The sequence below is a fragment of the Lysobacterales bacterium genome (genome assembly GCA_016721845.1).
Classification (GTDB): Bacteria; Pseudomonadota; Gammaproteobacteria; order Xanthomonadales; family Ahniellaceae; genus JADKHK01.
Genome location: JADKHK010000008.1, coordinates 87,457 through 109,353, shown reverse-complemented (window position 1 = coordinate 109,353; position 21,897 = coordinate 87,457). Strand labels below are relative to the sequence as shown.

Sequence of the window (21,897 nt, the reverse complement as noted above, 5' to 3'; positions counted from 1 at the left end):
CTCACGGCGCATGATGCTAAAGTTCACAATTCCCGGGCGATCGGGAATTGGGGACAATGGCGGATGGTCGGAAGGCTGCACAAAGGTTGGGCGGGCGTCGGGTTGCTATGCGCAGCCGTCGTTGCGTTCGCCCAGGATTTCACCCAGCACGGCACCCAGCCGGGCCTGAGCGCCGGCCTCGAGGAACCTGAAGCCTGCGCGTCCTGCCACGGCAAGATCTTCAGCCCGCCGGCCGAGCCCTACATGCCGCACGATTCCTGGGGCGGCTCGATGATGTCGCATTCTACGCGCGACCCGCTGTTCTGGGCTGCGCTCGACGTCGCCAACCGCGATGCGCCCGGCATTGGCGACTGGTGCCTGCGTTGCCACACGACGCAGGGCTGGTATGGCGGCCGCGTGCGCAAGACCGGCCTGCCGGCACCTAACGATGTCGTGAACGGCGCCAACGGCTGCCTGCTTCAGGGCGACCACGACGACTTCGACAACGGCAACAACGATTATTCCGGTATCACCTGCCACACCTGCCACCGCATGACTGAGACCGGCCCGGCCGGACAGACAGCGCCGGCCGGCAGCGGCAACCTGTGGATCGACGACAGCCTCGACTGCAACGGTTACTTCGGTCCCTGCCGCTACGGCCCGAAACACTACGCGCAGGACAGCGCGCTGCAGCCGCCGCACGGCTGGTCCTATTCGCCGTTCACGGTGCGCAGTGCCCAATGCGGCACCTGCCACGACGTGTCTTCGCCGATCGTGAACGGCACGCCGGCCCGCAGCCACATCCTGCTCGACGGCACCGACACCGGCCGTCCGTTCCCGGCCGAGCGCACCTACAGCGAATGGCAGCAGAGCGCCTTCCGCGAAACCCTGCTATCCGACTCCTTAGAAACGCCGGGCCAGCAGGGTCTGAACGCACCGACCCACCAGGACTGCCAGGACTGCCACATGCGCACCTCGCAGTCCGCGGATGCCCGCACCTGCGTGCAGAACCCGATGGGCTCGCGTACCGGGCAACTGGCCGTGCATGAATTCGTCGGCGGCAACAGCTGGATGCTGAAGATCATCGACCGGCTGTATGGCAATAGCATCCTGCGCAGCGAGGCGATCCAGCGCGCGATGACCTGGGCCGAGGACATGCTGACCCAGCGCAGCGCAACGATCGCGCTGACGCTCGACCCGCTGCCGGCCGGCGACAGCACGCTGCAGGCGCGGGTGCGCGTGACCAATCTGGCCGGGCACAAATTGCCGACCGGCTACGGCGAAGGCCGGCGCATGTGGCTGCATGTCGTGGTGCGCGATGCCAACAATGCCCTCGTTTACGAGAACGGCGCCTGGGACGCCGGCACCGGCGTGCTGGCCGCGAGTCCGACGCCGAAGATCTACGAAGTCCTGCAGGGCATCTGGGACAGCGGCGCCGGCGTGTGTCGCACCGAAGATGGCGGCGGTCGCAAGCTGTTCCACTTCGTGCTGAACAACTGCGTCGCCAAGGACAACCGCATTCCGCCGCGCGGCTTTCGCCCGGCCACGTCCGGCGACCCGAATGGCGAAGACCTGCGTCCGGTCGGATACACCTATCCGGAGACCTCGCCCGGCTCGGGCGTGCTGGTCCACCACGACGACACGAATTATGCGATTCCGGTGTCCGCCGCCGCGGCGCGACCGCTGCAGGTGAGCGCGACGCTGCGCTATCAGGTCGCGAGCAAGGACTACATCGATTTCCTGCGCGATGAAGCAGTGAACAGCGCCTTCCCGAGCGAGAACACGATGTGCGGCCGCAGCTGGACGGTGGGGCCGGCGAACAAGTCGCGCGGCCAGTTCATGCACGACCTGTGGAGCGATCCGTTGAACGGGCGTTCGCCGCCGGTCGACATGGTTTCGGCGGCCGCAGCCACCACGCCTTCCCCCTGACCCGGAGCCTTCCATGCTTCGTCTGAAACGACTGATTCTTCCGCTTTGTACCCTGCTGGTCGCCTGCGCCGGAACGCGCGAGGCCGAACGCAGCCCGACCCTGGCGCATGTGCCGACGCAAACCCTGCCGGATGGCCACGTCGCTGTGCTGGTGCGCGAATACGACGACGAAGTGAAGCTCGACGGCGGCCGCGAACAACGCATGCACGTGCGTTACCTGTGGGATTACACGGCCGCGGTGGCGCGCGAGATCCAGACGGCGCCGGACGGGGCGCTGCTTTCCGACACGAGCAAGCCGGCGCTGACCCTGAACGCCACCGATGCCGAACTGGCCTATGCCGTCGCATTGCTGCGCGAGGACAATGCCATCGACGCCCGCTTCACCGCCGATAGCGACATCTACGGCGGCTTCAGTTTCCGCGAACCCGGGCACGAAGCTTGCGACAAGGCATCGCGCTGCATCCACGTGATCGTGTCGCGCGACGGCGGTCGCTACAAGGTCGCGCACGCCATCGTCGACCTGCAGACCGCGCGCGTGATCGATCCGAACTACGACCCCGATCTCGGCGGCGTCCTCGAAACCCCACTGAAGGCTGCGAACCAATGAACCTGCGCTCCTGTCTCCGCCTGCTTCCCGTCCTGTGCGCCACCGCCGGCGTTTTCGCCGTGACGGACGCACGCGCCGACAGCCCGGTCTGCAGCGGCAGCGAAGTGCTGCTGTCCTGGCCCAGCGTCAACCCGATCTGGGAGCTGTGCTACCTGTTGCCGAGCCAGAGCTCCGGCCCGCGCGGCTCCGGCATGGAACTGCGCAACGTCTACCTGCACGGCAAGCTGGCACTGAAGCGCGCGCATGCGCCGATCCTGTTCGCCGAATACACGACCAGCACCTGTTATCGCGACTGGAAGGACACCAACGGCACCAAGATCACCTGGGCCGGCGTGCATCCGACTTTCGGTCGCAGCACGACGACCAGTTGCGACCGTTCCAAGGACTCGACCGCATCCTACGGAACCTGCCCATTCCAACTGGTCACCAACGGCTCCGGCGGCGCACCGACCGGCACCTGCGGCAGCGGCATCGCCATCGAGGACTTCGGCAGCTACGTCGAGATGACCATGCAGTACGACGCAGCCTGGTACAAGTATTCCTCGCGCTTCCGCTTCTATGCCGACGGTTCGTTCGAACCCGAATTCGGCTTCGGCAACTCCGATGGCACCAACAACGGCATCACCCACTGGCACCACAACTACTGGCGCCTCGACTTCGACATCGATGATGCCGCCAACGACGTGATCCAGGAGAACGGCGTCACCCAGGCGATCGAATTCAAGACCCTGCGCTGCGATCCGACGACACCGACGAGTTGCGCCAGCGAACGCCGCTGGCAGGTCAAGGACACCGTCACCGGCCGCGGCTTCGAACTCGATCCCGGTGACAACGACTATGTCACTCCGACCAACCAGTCCGGTCGCGGCTTCCACAAGTTCGACGTGTTCGGCACCGTCTACAACGCCAACGAATACGGCGACCGTGCCGACAACACCCTTGGCGATTGCGCCATGGTCGACAGCAACCTCGCCAACGGCGGCGACCTCGATGGCGCGGCCGGCGAAGGCACCGACGTGGTGCTGTATTACCGCGGCGGCGTGCGCGACAAGACCGCTGACGGCAACGGCCCGCAGGACTCGATGGTGTGCAAGAAGGTCGGCCCGAAATTCACGCCGATCGGCGTCTGGAATGCACCGCTGTTCGGCGACGGCTTCGAATGATCCGTCGCGCCCTGTCGCGACAAGGCGCTTCGGATGTCCAAAGGCGGTTGTCGCGGGTCTTCGATGGAACCGCGGCACAGCGGCTGGACTGATTCGACCGCTCAACCCGGGGTCAACCGGACTTGCGCTCGTGCGTTCTGTCGGCGTACGCCAGCCGCGTCGCTTCCGTCACCGGGAACCTTGCCATGGGACTGAGATCAGTCGGCACCGCTGCACTCCTGCTGGCAGCAAGCGCCTCCGTCGTTGCCTATGACCTGCAACGGCTGAGTCAGGTCGAAGATCCCCAGATCCTCGGCACCCAGGGCAATGCCGATGCGACGGGTTGCGTGATCTCGGACGACGCCGCAGTGATCGGCTTCCTCTCCGGCGCGACCAACCTCGCCTTGACCGACCAGAACGGTCGCGTCGATGCCTTCCTCGACGTCGGTGCAGGACTAATCCGGGTCTCGCGCAACGAGGTCGGTGGTGAGTCGCCGATGAATGCCGCGGCCATCGCCGTCAGTGCCGACGGCCAGTTCGTGGCGTTCCGCGTCAGCTTCGACCCGCTCGTCGACGCATCCGACGAGTGGGGCCGCATCTACCGGCTGAATCGCAACAACGGCAATCTGGTCATGGTGGCCGACTATGCCCCGCCGGCGCCCGGTACTGGCGCCGAACTCGCGATCAGCGACGATGGCCGTTACATCGCGTACACCAGCAACTTCGCAGTGGTTCCGGCGCGTACGGGCAACCGGGTGTTCCGCTTCGATGCCCAGACCGGCACTACGATCCTGGTCGATGTCGACATGGCCGTGGCCGGCCAGAACGGCAATGTCGGTCGCATCGCGATGGACGCCTCCGGCAACCTGATCGCCTTCGACAGCGACGAATCCGATCTCGTCGCGAACGACACCAACGGCGAGCGAGATGTGTTCGTGCGTGACATCGGCGCCGGAACAACGACGCGCGTCAGCAAGCGCAGCAACGGCGCCCAGGCCAACGGCGCCAGCGAACTGGCCGATGTCTCCGACGACGGCGTCTTCGTGCTGTTCTCGTCGCTCGCCACCAATCTCGACAGCCAGAGTGCGGACGCCAACAACCATCGCGACGTATTCCGCCACAACATCGGCAACGGCAACACGCGGCGGGCGTCGCTCGACGAGAACGGCCTCGAGTTCCCCTACGACAGCATCGACGGCGCCCTGTCCGGCGACGGCCAGTTCGCCTGGCTGATCAGCTACCGCAACGGCAGTCGCCCGCAGTTGTGGCGCAAGAACATGAACAACGAGGCCATGCTGCAGGTGACGAACACGCAGGGATTCGTCGGCCAGGTGGATGTCGACGATGCCGGAAACAGCGCCTGCTTCATCGCCAGCGAACGCAGCACGGACCTGTCGAGCGGCGACAGCAATGCACGTGACGACGTCTATCGCGTCACGATCTCGGGCGGAGCCACGGTCGCGATCGTCCGCGAAGGGCAGCCCATCGCCGCAATTGGCGCACGCGTGCTGGCTGACGACATCCGCCTCGTCGGCCTCGACAACGACGGCAGCACCGCCGTGGTCCAGGCGAAATCCCCACAGTTCGACGCCGACACCCTCGCCGATCTGGCGCAGCGCGACGAATACCGTGCCTATCTGATCGACACCGCGACCGAAGCGGTCGATGCGCCCTGCCGGAGCGCTGACGGCACGCACACGAACGGCGATTGCGAGGTCGCCGCGATTTCGGGCAACGGCCGATTCGTGTTCTTCTCCAGCGACGGCGACAACCTCCATCCCGACGTCCCGGATGCGCCGGTGAACTGGAACCAGCTCTATCGCCGCGACCTGCAAACGGGCGCACTCACCTACATCACGCGCGACACACTGGGTGGCGTCGCCACCAATGGCGCCAACGGCACCACCGCCATCGCCGTCGATGACGCCGGCAGTCTCGCCGTTTTCGTCTCGTTTTCAGACGAACTCGTCGCCAACGACAGCAACAACCAGCCCGACGTGTTTCTCTGGGACGCATCCGCCGGCATTACCCGAATCAATCTTCGCGCCAATGGCACCCAGGCCAACGCTGCACCTTACGATCGGCCCTTCATTTCCGGTGATGGCGAATGGATCGTGTTCGCACATGCCGCCGACAACCTCATCGCCGGCGACACGAACGGCAAGATCGACCTGTTCCTGTATCAGGTGTCGACCGGCACACTCAGTCGCATCGCGCAGCCCGCGACGCAGAGCACCGACCTGTCGCGCGCACTCGACTTTTCACGCGATGGCGAATGGCTGGCGTTCTACTCCGCCGCGCCCGAGTTCGGAGACCCCAGCAATTCCGACCTGTTCCTGTGGCGGCGCAGTACCGGCCTGATCTCCACGCTGGCGAACGACTTGTTGCTCGGCCATCGCTACACCGAACCGGTCGCCTTCATCCGCGACAGCAGCGGTCTGTTCTTCGGTGTCGACAGTGATCCATCACCGACCGCCGATTCGATCACCTTGAACCGCCGCTACTTCGCGCTGTTTCCGATGCTTCCCGCGGCGACGGTACCGGCCACGCCCGCCACCGACCTGCGTCACTATGCGCTCGGCGGCACGATGTTCGTCGCCAACGACCAGAGCGCTTATGTCTCCTACAACTGGCCGCTCAGCGTGTTCGACAACAATCGCCGCTTCGATGTCGGCAAGCTGTTGTCCGGCTATGGGGTCGCCGAGTTCGACGTCGCCAGTGTCGATGTGCCGGAAGGGGTCGGGACCTTCGACTTCGATGTGTTTCGCCGCGATGGCCAAGCCTTCGACGCCAGCGTCTTTGCCGTGCCCGCGAACGGCAGCGCGACGAACGGCAGCGACTTCAACGTCGCGCCCGCCGGCTTGTTCGCGGTTTGGCTGGACGGGGTCTCCGGCCCGTCATCGAACAGCATCGGCATCGTCGACGACAACGTGGCCGAGCCGACCGAGACGTTCACGTTGACGCTCGACGACTATTCGCTGGTTGCGCCGGGCGCGATCACCACGCTGACGGTCAATATCATCGACAACGACGGGCCATTGTTCGCGGATGGGTTCGAGTAGTCCGGATACCAGCGCCGATGGCGGCTGCGCAATCCGGAAGGTCACTCCAACTCGATCGGTTGTGCATCAATCGCCAACGACCTGGGTCTCCCAGCCTTCGTATTCCCCATCACAGGCGCTGGCCGCACGATGCAGCGGCAAGACCAAGGCATCGATGTCGCGATGCGAAGGAACGGCGCTGACGGACACGCGCACGCCGAACTGATCTCCAGGGTCCTCGGGATCGATGCGATCGACCACTTCGCAACCGAGCTCAGCGGCCATGACTTCGAAGCGCGCACGCGCTTGCGCGTCCGGAAAGTACGCCCAATGTTCAATCGGACGCGCCTGCTCGAGACGATCGCCGCTCCGCTGCAAGGTGTCGCAGATACGTCGATTGCGCAGACACACCAGATCCTCGTCGGCCGGACTCAAACGCTCGAAATAGATGCCCCAATCGCGGTCCGGACGCGATCCGCAATGGAACCGGTACGCGGGAAATTCGCTCAACGCACCGGCAACCTGCTCTTTCCAGCCGGTCGCCGCCGCCGTGTAGAAATGGAAATCGCAGCGCCCGTCGCTGACGACACGACCGACATACGCCGTGAACTTCGTCACCAGGCGCGCCTTCAACGCGGACTCGATGGCGTCGAATGCCCCCGCTTCCGTCGCAGCCAACAGCCCTTCCGGATCCGGCTGCAACATCGGCACCTGCACCCATGCCGCCACCGGCAGGCGTTCGATCGGTGCATCTTCGGCGATACCCATGTCCACGAACACGACCGCAGCCTTGCCGGCCATTTCGGTCGCGTAGCAATCCCAGTCCTTGCTCATCTCGTTGCTCCCGTCCGTTCGCGACCCTGACGCCATCTTCGCAACGATTCGCGCTTCCGACCATCGTCCCGCAGGTCAGCCCGACCGCGTGACGATCAGCACCTGCAGTAGCATGCGGAGATGGCTCTGCACGCGGGTTCCTTGGGGCAACCGGGAAACGTTCAGGATGGCGCGCATCGATGGCAGTTTGGTTCAACCGGCGCATGCTCGACCGAGGCGCTGTCAGGGAGCCTGCTCATGACTTCAAAGGCACGGCGAGTTCTCGTTGCAGGATTGTTGCTGGGAATGTGCGGGACAACCCAGGCGCAGATCTACAGCGCAGAGGCCGTATCCAACCCGATGTTTGGCTGGTCCGGCCCGGTCTACGTGTTCGATCCCGACAGCCTGTCTTTTCTCGATGTCGGGCCAATGCAATTGGCCGGGGGAACTGGCGCCTCGGTGACCGGCTACACCTCGATGACCGTGCACCCCGACTTGGCACTGCCCAACGATGCACTGAACGGCACCATTTTCGCGGTGTTGAAGGTCTCGGGCGTTTCGGGCCGCGTGCTCGCCATCCTCGACCTCGATTTGCGCGTCGCGACTGCGATCGGCAATCTTGGCGACAATTTCTCCAGTATTGCCTTTCGCAACGACGGGCAGTTGTTCGGCGTGACCGGAGACGGCGCGTCGGTACCGGAAACCCTGTACCTCATCGACAAGACCGATGCCACGAAGCAAGTGGCACGAACCTTGGGCAATGGTGCAGACGGGGAGTTGATCGCCTACAACCCGGAAGATGACGCGTTTTATCACTGGTCCGGAAACGGCACCGTGATCTTCGAGCAGGTGTCGGCGCAACCGCCCTATGACATCGTCAACCTGCCGATCAGCGGTGTGCCCGGGGGCGAGGGCTTCGGTGCGGTGTGGGACCCGTGTGCGCAACGTGACCTGGGCGGCTTCCCGCAGCATGCTTTTTCCGTGACCTATCTCAGTCTGAGTGCGGGTCTTTCGGGTTCTCGATTCTGGTCGACGACAGGCGTGGTCTCGCCCACCGCCGCCGTCGGCGCGTATCCGGGCGGTATTCGCGGCCTGGCCCTGGTGGGCGGCTACACCTGCGAGGTCGATCTGGCACTGGCTGCGATCGTTCCGACTCCGGCGCCGTCCTCGAGCGGACCGGTCGCCTTCGAGATCACGCTGCACAACCGCGGACCGGCGCGGGCGCGGCTCCCCGTGCTCGCCATCACCCTGCCCGCGAGCATGAGTGCAGCGACCACGACCGGCTGCCACGAAGACCCGAACGGAATCCCCCTGTGTACGCCGCGCATCGTCACGAACCGCTATCACCTTCCAGACCAGGTCCGCGTTCCCTTCGTCCTCGAAAGCCTGTTCACGCACGCCAGCACCGACATTCGCGTGGACGCCACCCACGACGGCAGCGGCAACGGCGGCGTCGCCATCACCGCCGACTCCCAGTCCAATGAGACCGAAGCCGAAGACAATGTCATCAGCTTCAGCGTGTTGTCGCACCTTTTCGGCGACTCGTTCGAGTAGCGCGCAAAGAAAAACCCCGCATTGCTGCGGGGTTTTCTTGTAGAGCAGCCCCTCATCCGCCCTTCGGGCACCTTCTCCCCGCTTGCGGGGAGAAGCAAAGATGAGTTCGTGGTGCGGTGTGGATTTAGAAATCCATGCCGCCCATGCCGCCGCCGTGGTCGTGACCACCGCCGGCCGGGGCCGCTTCTTTCTTCGGCGCGTCGGCGACCATCGCTTCGGTCGTGATCATCAGACCGGCGATCGAGGCGGCGTTCTGCAACGCGGTGCGGGTGACCTTGGTCGGATCCAGGATGCCAAACTCGACCATGTCGCCGTATTCGCCGTTAGCTGCGTTATAGCCATACGTCAATTTCATGCCTGCGTCATTCACTCCAAGCACGGTATGAAGAACTATGCTCGGTTCGATACCGGCGTTGGCAACGATCTCGCGAAGCGGGGCTTCCATCGCACGCCGAGCAATCGCGATGCCATGGTTCTGATCTTCGTTGTCGCCCTTAAGGCTTGCGATCGCAGCCTTGGCAACCAACAACGCCACGCCGCCACCGGCGACGACGCCTTCTTCAACGGCCGCACGGGTCGCGTGCAGGGCGTCTTCGACGCGCGCCTTCTTTTCCTTCATTTCGATTTCGGTCGAGGCACCGACCTTGATCACGGCCACGCCGCCGGCGAGCTTGGCCACGCGTTCCTGCAGCTTCTCGCGGTCGTAGTCCGAGGTGGTTTCCTCGATCTGCGCCTTGATCTGCTTGATGCGCGCTTCGATCGCCTTCTTGTCGCCGGCGCCGTCGATGATCGTGCTGTTTTCCTTCGAGACCTGGATCTTCTTGGCGGTGCCGAGATCCTTGATCGTGGCCTTTTCGAGCGACAGGCCGACTTCTTCCGAGATCACGGTGCCGCCGGTCAGGACGGCCATGTCTTCGAGCATCGCCTTGCGACGATCGCCGAAGCCCGGGGCCTTCACGGCGCAGACCTTGACGATGCCGCGAATGGTGTTGACGACGAGGGTGGCGAGGGCTTCACCTTCCACTTCTTCGGCGACGATCAGCAGCGGCTTGCCCGACTTGGCGACGCCTTCCAGCACCGGCAGCAGGTCACGCACGTTCGAGATCTTCTTGTCGTACAGCAGGATGAACGGGCTTTCGAGTTCGGCCGACATCGACTGCTGGTTGTTGATGAAGTACGGGCTCAGGTAGCCACGGTCGAACTGCATGCCTTCGACGACATCGAGGCTGTTTTCCAGACCCGAACCTTCCTCGACCGTGATCACGCCTTCCTTGCCGACCTTGTCCATCGCCTTCGCGATCAGCTCGCCGATGTCCTGGTCCGAGTTCGCCGAGATCGCGCCGACCTGGGCGATTTCCTTGGACGAATTGCAGGGCTTGCTCTGCTTCTTCAGCTCGGCGACGGCCGCGGTGACGGCCTTGTCGATGCCGCGCTTCAGGTCCATCGGGTTCATGCCGGCCGCAACGGCCTTCATGCCTTCGCGAATCAGCGCCTGGGCCAGCACGGTGGCGGTGGTGGTGCCGTCACCGGCGACGTCGGACGTCTTGGAAGCGACTTCCTTGACCATCTGTGCGCCCATGTTCTCGAACGCATCGGCCAGCTCGATTTCCTTGGCGACGGAGACGCCGTCCTTGGTGATGGTCGGGGCGCCGAAGCTCTTCTGCAGCACGACGTTGCGACCCTTCGGGCCGAGCGTGGCCTTGACGGCATTGGCGAGCACGTTCACGCCGCGAACCATCTTGGCGCGGGCGTCTTCGGAAAAACGGATTTCTTTGGCAGCCATGTTTGCTTCCTCAATGATGTTCTTTTGTGTAGGAGCGACTCCCGAGTCGCGACCGGCGAAGCGCCAGTGATCGCGATCCGGGGATCGCTCCTACAGGGATTGGGGTTCGATCAGCCGAGCACCGCGAAAATGTCGTCTTCCTTGATGAAGACGTATTCGACGCCGTCGATCTTCTGCTCGGTGCCGCTGTACTTGCCAAACAGCACCTTGTCGCCGACCTTCACCGACAGGGCGCGCACCGAGCCGTTGTCCAGCGGCTTGCCCGGTCCCACGGCGACGATTTCGCCGCGAATCGGCTTCTCGGTGGCCGAGTCCGGAATCACGATGCCGCCGGCGGACAGGCGTTCTTCTTCCATGCGCTTGATGACGACGCGGTCGTGTAGCGGTTTGATGCTCATGATCACCCTCTGCAAATGATTGATTGGACGAAAGTTTCGACGAGTTGTTAGCACTCCCCGTCGAGGAGTGCCAATTCTAGCCGCCCAACATGACGGCGTGAAGGCCGTCGTCGGGACGCGCATGAAGTGGGGGAGTCGACCAAGTGTTTCAAGTGGGCGCCAGGCACGCCGTCCGCGCATGCGACACTTGCCGGGAGTTGAAGCCAAGTGCCGCCATGATCCCGAACGCCCGCGTCACCCTCCTGCTGTTCGCGCTCCTTGGATCGGCGCAAGCGCAAGCTGCCACGCGCACGGTGACCGACATCGGCGATGCCGGTGACGGGATCTGCGACGCCACCTGCACCCTGCGCGATGCCGTGAATGCCGCCCAGGCAGACGATCGCATCCTGTTCGCGCTGGCCCTGCCCGCGCCGGTGGTCATCGGCTTGACCGGCCCGGCCCTGCAGATCGACGTGCCGCTGCGCATCAGCGCCACCGACGGCGTGCGTACGACCGTGCGCCGCGTCGCCGGCAGCGGCCGACTGCTGGAGGTGGTCGTCGGCGGCGATGCCCGCGTGATCGGCCTGAGCTTCGAGAATGGCACCGCCCCTGCAGTCATCGGCACCAGCGCCGACGGCGGCGCCATCCATGTGGCCGCCGGCGCGGCGCTGGAGCTGCGCGACTGCATGCTGCGCGGCAACCGTGCGATCGGTGCCGCGGGTGCCCCGGAGACACTGAACAGCGGATCGCCGGCACGCGGCGGTGCAATCTTCGCAGCCGGAGACCTGCTGGTCGAAAATTGCGCCTTCGTCGACAACCATGCGACCGGCGGTGATGGCGCCAGCAATGTCCTGCTGCCGGGAAGCGCCGGTGGCAGCGCGAGCGGTGGTGCGCTTCATGCTGCAGCCGCCATCGACGTCCTCAACTCGACGTTTTCCGACAACAGCGCGACGGGCGGCGCAGGCGGCACGGGCGGCATGGGCACCATCGGCATGTCCGGATGGGACGGCGGCAACGGTGGCACTGCCAGCGGCGGCGCGATCGCATTCACGGCAACCGCGACGCCGAGCATCGCGTTCGCAACGTTGATCGCCAACGAAGTCGCGGGCGGCAGCGGCGGCATCGGTGGACCCGGCGGCCCGCTGTTTCCGGAAGATCCGCCTCCGGATGGCGATGCCGGCGTCGATGGCGTAGCGACCGGCGCGGCGATCGACACTGCTGCCGCCACCATCCTCAATGTCAGCGTGGTCGCGGCGAACCTCGGCGCCGCGCAATGCAGCGGCGCAGCGTTGAGCGCAAGAACCTCGAATCTCGTCGCCGATGCGTCCTGCCCGGGCGTCGTAATGGCAGCTCTCGAGGCGCAGTTCGAGCCGATCGACGCGATGGCAGACTCGCCGCACTACCGGCCGCTGTTCGACAGCGTCGCCGTCGACAGCGCACCCGATTGTCTCGATGCTGTGGCCTTCGAGGCGGTCGATCTCGACCAATTGCTGACGCCGCGGCCGTTGACCGTCAACCAGCCGCCGGGACGTTGCGACATCGGCGCCATCGAATTCAATCCGGTGCTGTTCGGTGACGGTTTCGAGGAACCACCGCCACCGCCGTGAGCGGCGCGCCGCACTGCAACAACGCGACCACCGGCGAGTCGCTAGAATCGTTCCCCCTTTTTGATCCCCGGACTTCCGTGATGCGATCCGTGCTTCGTGGCGCGCTGCTGGCTTGTGCCCTTCCATTCGCCTTTCCGGCGGCAGCCGATGTCTTCATCAACGAAATTCATTACGACGACGCCGATACGCCGACGATGGGCGACACCAATGAAGCCATCGAGATCGTCGCCACGGGTGGCGAAGACCTGAGCCAGTATTCGATCGTTCTCTACAACGGCTCGTCGCCCGCGGCGGCGACCGTGTATGACACCGATGCGGTGCCCGTGGGTTCGGCCGTGTCCTGCTCGGGTGGTGGTGGTGCGACGATTGCCGTCATCAACTATCCACAGAATGGCGTACAGAACGGCGGGAACGATGCCATTGCCCTGGTCCAAGGGTCGACCGTTATCCAGTTCCTGAGTTATGAAGGAGTTGCAACCGCTTCAGGTGGTCCCGCCAGCGGCATGGCGTCCATCGACATCGGCGTCTCTGAAGCCGGCTCGACGGTTGAAGGCACATCGCTTCAACTTGGCGGCGGCCCAAGCAGCACCTATTCGGGATTCAGCTGGAACGGGTCTGCCACGGCAACGATGGGCGCCTGCAACAACGGCCAGACATTCGGTGCTCCGGTCGACAATCCGCCGCAACTGACCGGCAGCAACCCCGCCAACGGCGCGAACACCGTCGCAGTGGCGAGCGATGTCGTCCTCACGTTCTCGGAAGCCGTGGTCACCACGGATCCCTGGTTCGCGCTGGACTGCGGCGCCGGCACGATTGCCGGTGCGATCACCGGCAGCGGCAACACGCGCACCTTCAATCCGACCGCCGACCTCCCGTTCAATGCCACCTGCACGGCAACGCTGACGCCAGCCAACGTGGTCGACACCGACGCCACCGCCGACGCACTCGCCGGCACCACGAGCTTCACGTTCTCGACTGTTGCCGACCTCGCACCCGGCGTCACGTCGGTGTCGCCGACGGAGAACGCGACCGGTGTCAACGTCAACGCCAACCTTGCGGTCACGTTCAGCGAAGCGGTGACCCCGACGTTGTCGAACTGGCTGACGCTGACCTGCGTGAGCAGCGGCCCGCACACGGTCGTCATCAGCGGTGGCCCGACCGCTTGGACGATCAATCCGGATGCCGATTTTGCATTCAGCGAAAACTGCACCGCGTCGATCGCGGCGTCGAACGTCGTCGATCAGGACGGGCTGCCTGATCCAATGTCGGCGCCGAAGAACTGGACGTTCACGACCGGTGCCGACCTCGCACCGACCGTTTCGTCGACGACCCCTGCCGACAACGCGATCAATGTCAGTCTGGGTAGCGACGTCACCGTCGTGTTCAGCGAAGCCGTGATGGCCAGCAATGCCTCGTTCACGGTGAACTGCGCCACGTCCGGCGCGCACACATTCGCGCTGAATGCGGCACCGACGAGCAGCTATACGCTCAACCCCACGGCCGACTTCGCTGGGACCGAGGTCTGCACCGTCACCGTGGTTGCCGCACAGGTCACCGACATCGATGGTGCGCCGACGATGATGGGCGTGAATTACGTGTTTGATTTCACGACCGGCAACGACCCCGGCAATTACTACGCGACGGTCGATGCGACCTCGTGCACGACACTGCGCTCGTCCTTGCATGCCCTGATCAGGAACCATACGGCCGTGTCCTATTCGGGTTCACCGCCGAATGCGCTCACCGTGATGAACCTCGGCGACGAGGACCCGCTCAACTCCGCCAACATCCTCGATGTGTACAAGAATCATTCCTGCCCGAAGCAGCTCAGTGGCGCCACTTGCTACAACAAGGAGCACACCTGGCCGAACTCGCTCGGATTCAATGACATGGACGACTGGCCCAACGGCAGCGGCGTGCCCTACCCGCCGTACACGGACACCCACATGCTGTACGCGTCCGACGTCGGCTTCAACAGCCATCGCGGAAATCTCTCCTACGGCAACTGCACCGGCACATGCTCGCGCGACGACACCGAGGCGTATTTCGGTTTCGGTGGTGGCGACGATGACAACCTCTACAACAGCTCTGTCTACGAAGTCTGGGACCATCGCAAGGGTGATGCTGCGCGTGCAGCCTTGTACATGGACGTCCGCTACGAAGGCGGCACCAACAGCAATGGCCAACCGGAGCCCGACCTGCGCCTGACCGACAATCTGTCGCTGGTCAACACCACGCCGATCAACAGCCCGCAGGCGATCGCCTACATGGGCGTCCGGGCCGATCTCATCGAGTGGGCAAACGGCGACTTGCCGGACACCTACGAGCAGATGCGCAACGATGTGGTCTATTCCTTCCAGGGCAATCGCAACCCGTTCATCGACCACCCGGAATGGGTGAATTGCGTGTTTTCCTGCAATTGCGCCGCCCCGAGCAACCCGCCGACGGCAACCGCCGACGGCGTCACCGTGAACGAAGACAGCGGCGCGACCGTCATCGACGTGCTGGCCAACGACCCCGATCCGGATGGCGGGCCGAAGTTTGTGCAGTCGACCACGCAACCCGCAGGGGGCACTGTGACCATCGGCGTCAACGGCACGAATGTCTCGTTCGCGCCCAATGCCAATGTCTGCGGTCCAACCAGCTTCAGCTATTCACTGAATGGCGGATCATCGGCCACCGTATCGGTGTCGGTGACCTGCCAGAACGACGCCCCCAACGCCGTCGGCACGCTGGCGGACCTGAGTTATCCGGTCGGTACCGTGGTCAGTCTCGCCACCGCGTCCGGCTTCGCCGATGTCGATAACGACACGCTCACCTATTCGGCGACCGGTCTGCCGGCTTCGTTGTCGATCGACCTCAACAGCGGCGTCATCAGCGGCACGCTGCAGGGTGCGGAAATCGGCGTGCACAACATCGTCGTCACGGCACGTGACCCGTCGAATGCCACGGCGACGCAATCGTTCTCGATCACGGTCACCGCGCTCGACAACCTCCTGTTCGTGGACGGCTTCGAAGGCTGAGGCCCGCGGTGGCGGGGCTCAGGCCGCCGCCACCGCTTCCCCCGACCGACGCAGCAGCAGCGACGGCGACGCATTGCAACGCAGGATCCGATCGAGCCGCGCCTGCTCGCAACGGAACTGCTCGGGCGAACGCTGGTGGTGGCGGATGAAGTGCCGGAACAGCGTGGTGCGCGATTCGAAGCCGACAGCGGCTGCAATCTGGCGCACCTGCAGGCGTGTGGTGGTCAGCAGGTGCTCGGCCAGACCGATCCTCAGCGACACCAGCTCCTCATGCGCCGAGTGACCGAACTGCGCGGTGTAGCTGCGCATGAAGTGATGCAGCGACATGCAGGCCGCGGCCGCCAGGTCGTGCATCGTGATCGACTCGAAATAGCGCGCACGCAGCATCTCGCGTGCCGCTTGCAGGCGGCGCAGGCGCGAGTCGCCGCGTGGTGAGTCCTCGACCGTGCCGGACCAGGCCTCGGACGAGGCTGGGTAACGCGCGACCGGAGGCGCAAAGGCGCCGGGATATTGGGCCAGGGTGTGCATCGGAATCTCCCGCGGATTGAATCTGCGATCGATCCTGCTCGACGCTCGTGGCGGCGTCCCGACGCCTGCCCGATTTCATGCCGAGGAATTTCCGAGCACTTGCCGATCAATGGGTTGCGAGATTGGCCAGCATCAATTCGCTTTCGTAGGTGGTGAGCGTGGCGTAGACGAACGCGCCGTCCGCGCTGCGATTCAGCCCGGCATTCGGGTGGATCCGTCCGGGCAGGCGGCCGAGGACCTGCGTCGCGCCGCCCTTGGCCGGCACCGTGAGCACCCGCCCGTCCAGTTGCAGCGCGTACACGACATCGCCGTCCAGCACCCAGTTCTTGTGCCCGAACCAGCCGTGTTCGGGCATGGCCAGATGCGGGCCGGCACCGAGGTCGCACCAGATGCCGTCGCGACCAGAACGCTGGAAGCAATGCCCGCCCGATGGCAAAGGTTGCGCGAAATAGGCATCGGCAATGATGCGCCGCGGTGCGGCCTCGGACGTCACACCATCGGTTTCGAAGACCGAATAGCCTTGCCCATCCGGCGCCGCAAAACGAAAGTGTCGACCATCCGGCGACCAAAACGGCGCCGCACGGCCTGCCGCGCGGCCACACCGCAATTCGGGTTCGGCGACCGCGGTGTCGATCATGCAGGCAAAGCTGCCGTCGGCACGCGTGATGGAAAAGGCCAACCACGGTTCGCCGGGATGCCAGGACAGGAACTCCGGGTCTTCCGGCCGGAAGTGGGTGAGCTGCCGTTCCACGCCACCCTCGTTCAGCCACACGTTCGCATACCCGTCGCGGGTCGAGACGAAGGCCATGCGGCGACCGTCCGGCGACAGCTTGGGGACGCGGTCGATCCGCGAGGAGACACTGACATCGCGACTGGCGCCGTCGTCGATGCCGGCGCTGACGATGCGCTGGCGAATCGTCCAGCTCTCGAAGGCGAGCCGCTGCCGGTCCGGACTGAAGGCGGCGCCACGGATGTAGTCGGCGCCGAGCGGCAGTGCCTGCTCGTGCCCCGCCAGATCGCGGCGGATCAATTGCATCTGACCGGTGCGCAAGGTGGCGAACATGTAGACATCGTCGCTCTCCATGGTCGCGTCGGTGATGATGCCGGGTTCGCGATGCAGCGCATTCACCTTGCCGCTATCGAGGTCGAGCACATACAGATTGCGCACGGCCGACAGGGTCGCGCGTCCGAACAGGGCATGTCGGCCGTCCGGCGTGTATTCGGGGTACAGGTCGAACCAGCCCGGATCGGGCTGCGTGAGCTGGCGCTGCTCGCCACTCTTCAGGTCGGCCTCGAACAGCACCGCCTGGGTACCGTTCTCGATCAGATCGGAATAGACGATGCGTTGCCCGTCCGGCGACACCCGCGGACGCACGAAGCTCCCGTAACGACAATCGCGCACGATGTGTTCCACCGCCGTCACCAGCGACTTGCGCACCAGTTCGCAGCGGCCGTTCTCGCTGCGCACGTAGACCAGCGCGGCAGCGTCGGCGGTCCAGTCCGCATGCTGCTCGATGGCGGTGCCGCGCGTGATCTGGCGCGCCGACCAGGTCGGCAGATCGACCACCCAGATGTCGCGATTGCTGCTCTCGTCGGCTTGCAGATCGAACACCAGCTGCTGGCCATCGCGCGAAAACCGCGGCATGCGCTTCACGCCGGGAATCGCGGCCACCGGCGTGACCGACTGGATCAGCATCGGCCGCAATCCGGCATCGTCGGATTCGACGTTCCGACCGAACGCCAGCCAGAGCAGTGCGATGGCAGCCAAGCCGACCGCTGCAGCCCACCATCGGGACCCACGGGGTCCCGCAGCGACAGCCCGGACAGTCGCGGCATCGCCTTCCGGCGCAGACAGCGTCGCCGACGGGCCATCGGTGGTCGCCGCCGTCACCGGCCACTTCAGGCGATAACCGAGCTTCGGGATGGTCTCGATCGCCGCCGCGTCACCCAGCGCCTGCCGCAACTGCGCGACCGCGCGCGTCAGCGAATCGTCGGTGACGATGCGCCCGCGCCAGACCTCGGCCATCAGCGCCTCGCGCCGCGCCACGGCGCCGGCATGTCGGGCCAGGACTACCAGCACCGCCATCGTGCGACCTTCGACGCGCTGCACCGCACCCGCAACCCACAGTTCGTTCGCGCCGGCATCGACCAGCACGTCGCCGACGCGGAAGCGCGTCGGCCAGTCGTTTGGATCGGTCTGTATCGCCGTCATGCGCGGAAGTGTTCCTCGGTCAACAGACTATGTTGCCGACAAACCCTGCTCCAGCGCCAGAAGTCGTGCAAAAAAACGGCCCGCACGCGGCGGGCCGAAGATGGAACGGCGGGCGGAGACGGGCCCGCCTTGGGGTTGCTCAGAAGTCGTACTGCAGACCGAAGCGGACCTGGCGTCCCGCGGTGATCTGGGTCGGAAACAGGTAATCGCCGCGCGGCTCGCCGCCGGAATCCTCGGCCACTTCCTGCGTCGACAGGTTCTTGCGGGTATTGAACAGATTGGTGACATCGACCTCCAGGCTCAGCCCCGTCGCCCATGGCGGCGAGTACTTGAGGCCCAGGTTCACCAGCGAGCTCCAGGGATTGCGACCGGCGGTCCCGCGCGGCGTCAACTGCGGATTGATCACGCCGTCATCGGTGGTGTCGCAGTAGAACGACGACGGCCCGTAGGTCACCGCTTCCGGATCTTCGGTGCCGGCATAGATGCCGAAGCAGTTGCGCGGACGCCCCGACTGCACGTTGATGCTGGAGCTCAGCTCCCAGGCTTCGTTCAACTTGTAGGCGCCGAACAGCTTGAGCGAGTGGCGGCGATCATTGGGCAGGTCGCCATAGGCACCGTCGGCCAGGCCCGGGTGATCGAAATCCTGGGTGATGCCGGCGTCGCCCTGGCCATTGTCGGACTTCACGTAGCCTTCGGTATTGCCGTAGCCGTGGGCGATCGTCCATGAGCCCTTGAGGAACCAGGTGCTGTCCCAGGCGCGTTCGAAGAACAATTCGGCAGCGTTGTACTTGCGCACCGCCGCCGGCAGTCCGGTAGCCGCCGCCGGAATCAGCACGCGGGTGATGTTGCCGTCGCCGTGCAGGTCGACGTTCATGTCGAGGTCCTGGCCGGGATTCATCAGGAAACAGTGGTTGGTGGCGTTGCCGATGGCGTCGGCTTCGGCTTCGCTGTAACCGTTCGCGAGCGCCCATTCGGCCGGGTAGCTGTAGCTGCAGTAGTCGTCCATGCCGGCGCCGAGATCGCGGTGGATCGCGCGCACGCCGAGCGACCAGCCCTCGGCGATCTGCTTCTGGAAGCCGATGATGAACTCGTCCTGGTAGAGCGGATCGAGCGAGTTGTCGACGACCGTGCGCGGATCGGGAATCTCGCCGCTGGACACGACATTGCGGTCGCCGATCTCGCTGCCGAGCGTCGGTGCGCCGGTGACCGGATCGATCGCCGAAAAGGTATAGAACTCTTCCCAGAAATTCTCCGCACCGGCGAGGCGGACATTGGTGTTCGCATACACCGGAATGAAGTAGCGACCGGCATTGCCGAACAGTTTCAGCGTGCCGTCGCCCTTCACGTCCCAGGCCGCACCGATGCGCGGCGCCCAGGTGTTGGCGATTTCGACGAACGTCCCGCCGACCGAGTTCCGGTTTTCGAATCCTTCGTTGCGCAGTCCGCCGTAGACCACCCAGCGGTCGGTGGCCTGCCAGGTGTCTTCGAGATACCAGGCATTGTTGAGGGTCGTGAACGTTCCGCCATTTTCGAAATTGCGCACGCGCACCAGTTGCGTGACGCCCTCCGGCACGATCGCGCCATTGGTCAGCACGCGCCCCGCCGCAGTGGTGATGTAGCGATAGCCGATGCCGCCGGAGAAGGTAGTGAAGTCGACGGTCTCGAATTCTTCGCGATCGATCCCGAAGCGGACGCTGTGATCACCGAGCAGCCAGTCGGCGTCGATGCGATAGGCGGTGCGGGTGTCGCCGACGTCGGGCGACTGGATCGCCGGGAACGAGACGTTGTAGCAACCGATCGCGCGCGGCGAGATGCGTGCATCCACCGCAAACGGACAAGCCGCGGCGTCGCTGCTCGATCCGCGACTGTATTCGCCGCGGCCAGCCATCGCCGAGAGCGTGAAGCCGTCGCTGACATAGCCGGTCCACTTCAGGATGTAGTTCTTGCCGCCGGTCTCGAACTGGCCGAGCCCCGGGCTGCCTTCGCGGTCCTCGCTGTAGAGATCGTCCAGCGCGTAATCCGAGGTATCGGCCTCGACCTTGTCCTGGAATGCGGTCAGCTCGACGATGTGGTTGTCGGTGATGTTCCAGTCGAGCTTGACCAGCGCCTGCGGCTCGCGCGTGGTGGTGTCGGTGATGGCCGCGATGTTGTAGGCCGACAGGTCGCGTTCCTCGGTCTGCACCAGACCGAAGAAGAACAGCCGGTCCTCGATCAGCGGGCCGCTGCCGTAGAGATTGACCTGGTAGCCGTCGGACTTCGGTTCGACGCTGTCGAGTTCGTAACCGATGACCTGGCCGTCGTCGTCGAAGCGGTTGCGCACGCGCGTCGCCTCGGCCAGCGCACCGGGCGTGTAGAACATGCTGGCGCCGAAGTCCCAGTCGTTCGAACCGCGCTTGGTGACGATGTTGATGACGCCGCCGAGCGAGCGCCCGAACTCGGCGCCGTAGCCGCCGGTCTTGGTCTGCTGTTCGGCAATGGCCTCGAATGGCAGCTCGCTGAAAGCCAGTCCGTTGAGGATGTTGGTGACGTTGAAGCCGTTGATGAAGTACGCGTTCTCGGCGACCGAGGCGCCACCGAACGAAGCCAGGTTGCCGAAGGCGTTGTCGCCACGCACCGTGCCGGGCGCGAGCAAGGCCACGCCGGTGACGTTCCGGTTGATCGGCACGGCGTCGATTTCGGCCTCGGTCAGCACCGAGGTCGATTCGACCGAGGAAATGTCGATCGGGTTGACCCGTCCGGTCACGGTGACCGCTGCGAGCGTCGAATCGCCCGACGTGAAGCCCACCGGCGTACCGGTGCCGACGCTGACCGCGACGTCGCGAGACTGGCCGTCGAACGCGACGCGATAGCGACCGATCGGCAAGGCCGAGGCGCGGAAGTTGCCATCGGCATCGACGGCGATCTCACGCTTCTGCCCGGTGCCGAGATTCTCGACGATGACGGTGCCGCTGCCATTGACCTGGCCGAAGATGTAACCCTGTGAATTCGATTGTGCATAAAGCGGCGCGACGGCAGCCATCGAGATGGCCAGCGCCAGCGCAGAACGCTTCAGCGTGCGACGTGATTGCATGGTGACTCCTTGGGATCGGGGTGGAGCCGCGACAGGCGTGCGCGTGCCGCGGGCGAATGCGGTAGCGCCGCATTCCAGCCCGACCTTGCGAGTCCGGGGATTCACGCTCAATGTGCCGTTGCGCTCGGGTGTTGCAGCGGTTGCGCTTGCGGTACCCGCGGCGGCCCGAATGGGCCAAGCGCTTCAACGACTTGCAGCTAGGACGGCGCGCCGCGGCCGCGCCTGCAATGCG

13 protein-coding genes are annotated in these 21,897 nt (G+C 64.9%); 7 read left to right on the top strand and 6 right to left on the bottom strand.

Annotation, left to right across the window (positions count from 1 at the left end):
- Nucleotides 1-63 precede the first annotated feature (63 nt).
- The 4 genes from IPP28_05995 (at nt 64) to IPP28_05980 (ending at nt 6,719) form a co-directional block, all read left to right on the top strand.
- Complete coding sequence (locus IPP28_05995) at nt 64-1,908, top strand: hypothetical protein (protein MBL0040593.1); 1,845 nt, start codon at nt 64-66, stop codon at nt 1,906-1,908.
- Nucleotides 1,909-1,921: 13 nt separating this feature from the next.
- Complete coding sequence (locus IPP28_05990; GenBank protein MBL0040592.1) at nt 1,922-2,515, top strand: hypothetical protein; 594 nt, start codon at nt 1,922-1,924, stop codon at nt 2,513-2,515.
- 59 nt (nt 2,516-2,574) lie between these two features.
- A complete protein-coding gene (locus IPP28_05985) occupies nt 2,575-3,678 on the top strand; it encodes a hypothetical protein (GenBank protein ID MBL0040591.1) in 1,104 nt (367 codons plus the stop codon).
- A 185-nt stretch (nt 3,679-3,863) separates the two neighbouring features.
- Nucleotides 3,864-6,719 carry a hypothetical protein gene (locus IPP28_05980; protein ID MBL0040590.1) on the top strand — a complete coding sequence of 952 codons (2,856 nt, stop codon included), beginning with the start codon at nt 3,864-3,866 and terminating at the stop codon, nt 6,717-6,719.
- Between the two features lie 66 nt (nt 6,720-6,785).
- Here the strand turns inward: IPP28_05980 and IPP28_05975 are convergent, their stop codons facing one another.
- On the bottom strand, nt 6,786-7,532 hold the full coding sequence (locus IPP28_05975; protein ID MBL0040589.1) for a DUF695 domain-containing protein: 747 nt from the start codon (nt 7,530-7,532) through the stop codon (nt 6,786-6,788).
- Between the two features lie 120 nt (nt 7,533-7,652).
- Here IPP28_05975 and IPP28_05970 point away from each other — a divergent pair, with 120 nt between their 5' ends.
- The gene (locus IPP28_05970; GenBank protein MBL0040588.1) at nt 7,653-9,065 is read left to right on the top strand and encodes a hypothetical protein; all 1,413 of its coding nucleotides are present in this window, start codon (nt 7,653-7,655) and stop codon (nt 9,063-9,065) included.
- Nucleotides 9,066-9,189: 124 nt separating this feature from the next.
- On the opposite strand, the gene groL is transcribed toward IPP28_05970, so the two are convergent.
- Nucleotides 9,190-10,848 (bottom strand): chaperonin GroEL, encoded by a 1,659-nt coding sequence (groL, locus tag IPP28_05965; protein MBL0040587.1) that lies wholly within the window; start codon nt 10,846-10,848, stop codon nt 9,190-9,192.
- Nucleotides 10,849-10,958: 110 nt separating this feature from the next.
- Nucleotides 10,959-11,246 carry a co-chaperone GroES gene (locus tag IPP28_05960; GenBank protein MBL0040586.1) on the bottom strand — a complete coding sequence of 96 codons (288 nt, stop codon included), beginning with the start codon at nt 11,244-11,246 and terminating at the stop codon, nt 10,959-10,961.
- A 215-nt stretch (nt 11,247-11,461) separates the two neighbouring features.
- Between IPP28_05960 and IPP28_05955 the strand changes: the two genes are divergently transcribed.
- Nucleotides 11,462-12,832 carry a hypothetical protein gene (locus IPP28_05955; protein MBL0040585.1) on the top strand — a complete coding sequence of 457 codons (1,371 nt, stop codon included), beginning with the start codon at nt 11,462-11,464 and terminating at the stop codon, nt 12,830-12,832.
- An 80-nt stretch (nt 12,833-12,912) separates the two neighbouring features.
- Nucleotides 12,913-15,855: an Ig-like domain-containing protein gene (locus tag IPP28_05950; GenBank protein ID MBL0040584.1), complete on the top strand. Its 2,943-nt coding sequence runs from the start codon at nt 12,913-12,915 to the stop codon at nt 15,853-15,855.
- Nucleotides 15,856-15,873: 18 nt separating this feature from the next.
- On the opposite strand, the gene IPP28_05945 is transcribed toward IPP28_05950, so the two are convergent.
- The 3 genes from IPP28_05945 to IPP28_05935 form a co-directional block, all read right to left on the bottom strand.
- Nucleotides 15,874-16,383 (bottom strand): helix-turn-helix transcriptional regulator, encoded by a 510-nt coding sequence (locus tag IPP28_05945; GenBank protein MBL0040583.1) that lies wholly within the window; start codon nt 16,381-16,383, stop codon nt 15,874-15,876.
- Nucleotides 16,384-16,489: 106 nt separating this feature from the next.
- Entirely contained in the window at nt 16,490-18,595 is a 2,106-nt protein-coding gene (locus IPP28_05940) for a PD40 domain-containing protein (GenBank protein ID MBL0040582.1), read from the bottom strand.
- A gap of 139 nt (nt 18,596-18,734) precedes the next feature.
- A complete protein-coding gene (locus IPP28_05935; protein ID MBL0040581.1) occupies nt 18,735-21,665 on the bottom strand; it encodes a TonB-dependent receptor in 2,931 nt (976 codons plus the stop codon).
- Nucleotides 21,666-21,897: the final 232 nt, after the last annotated feature.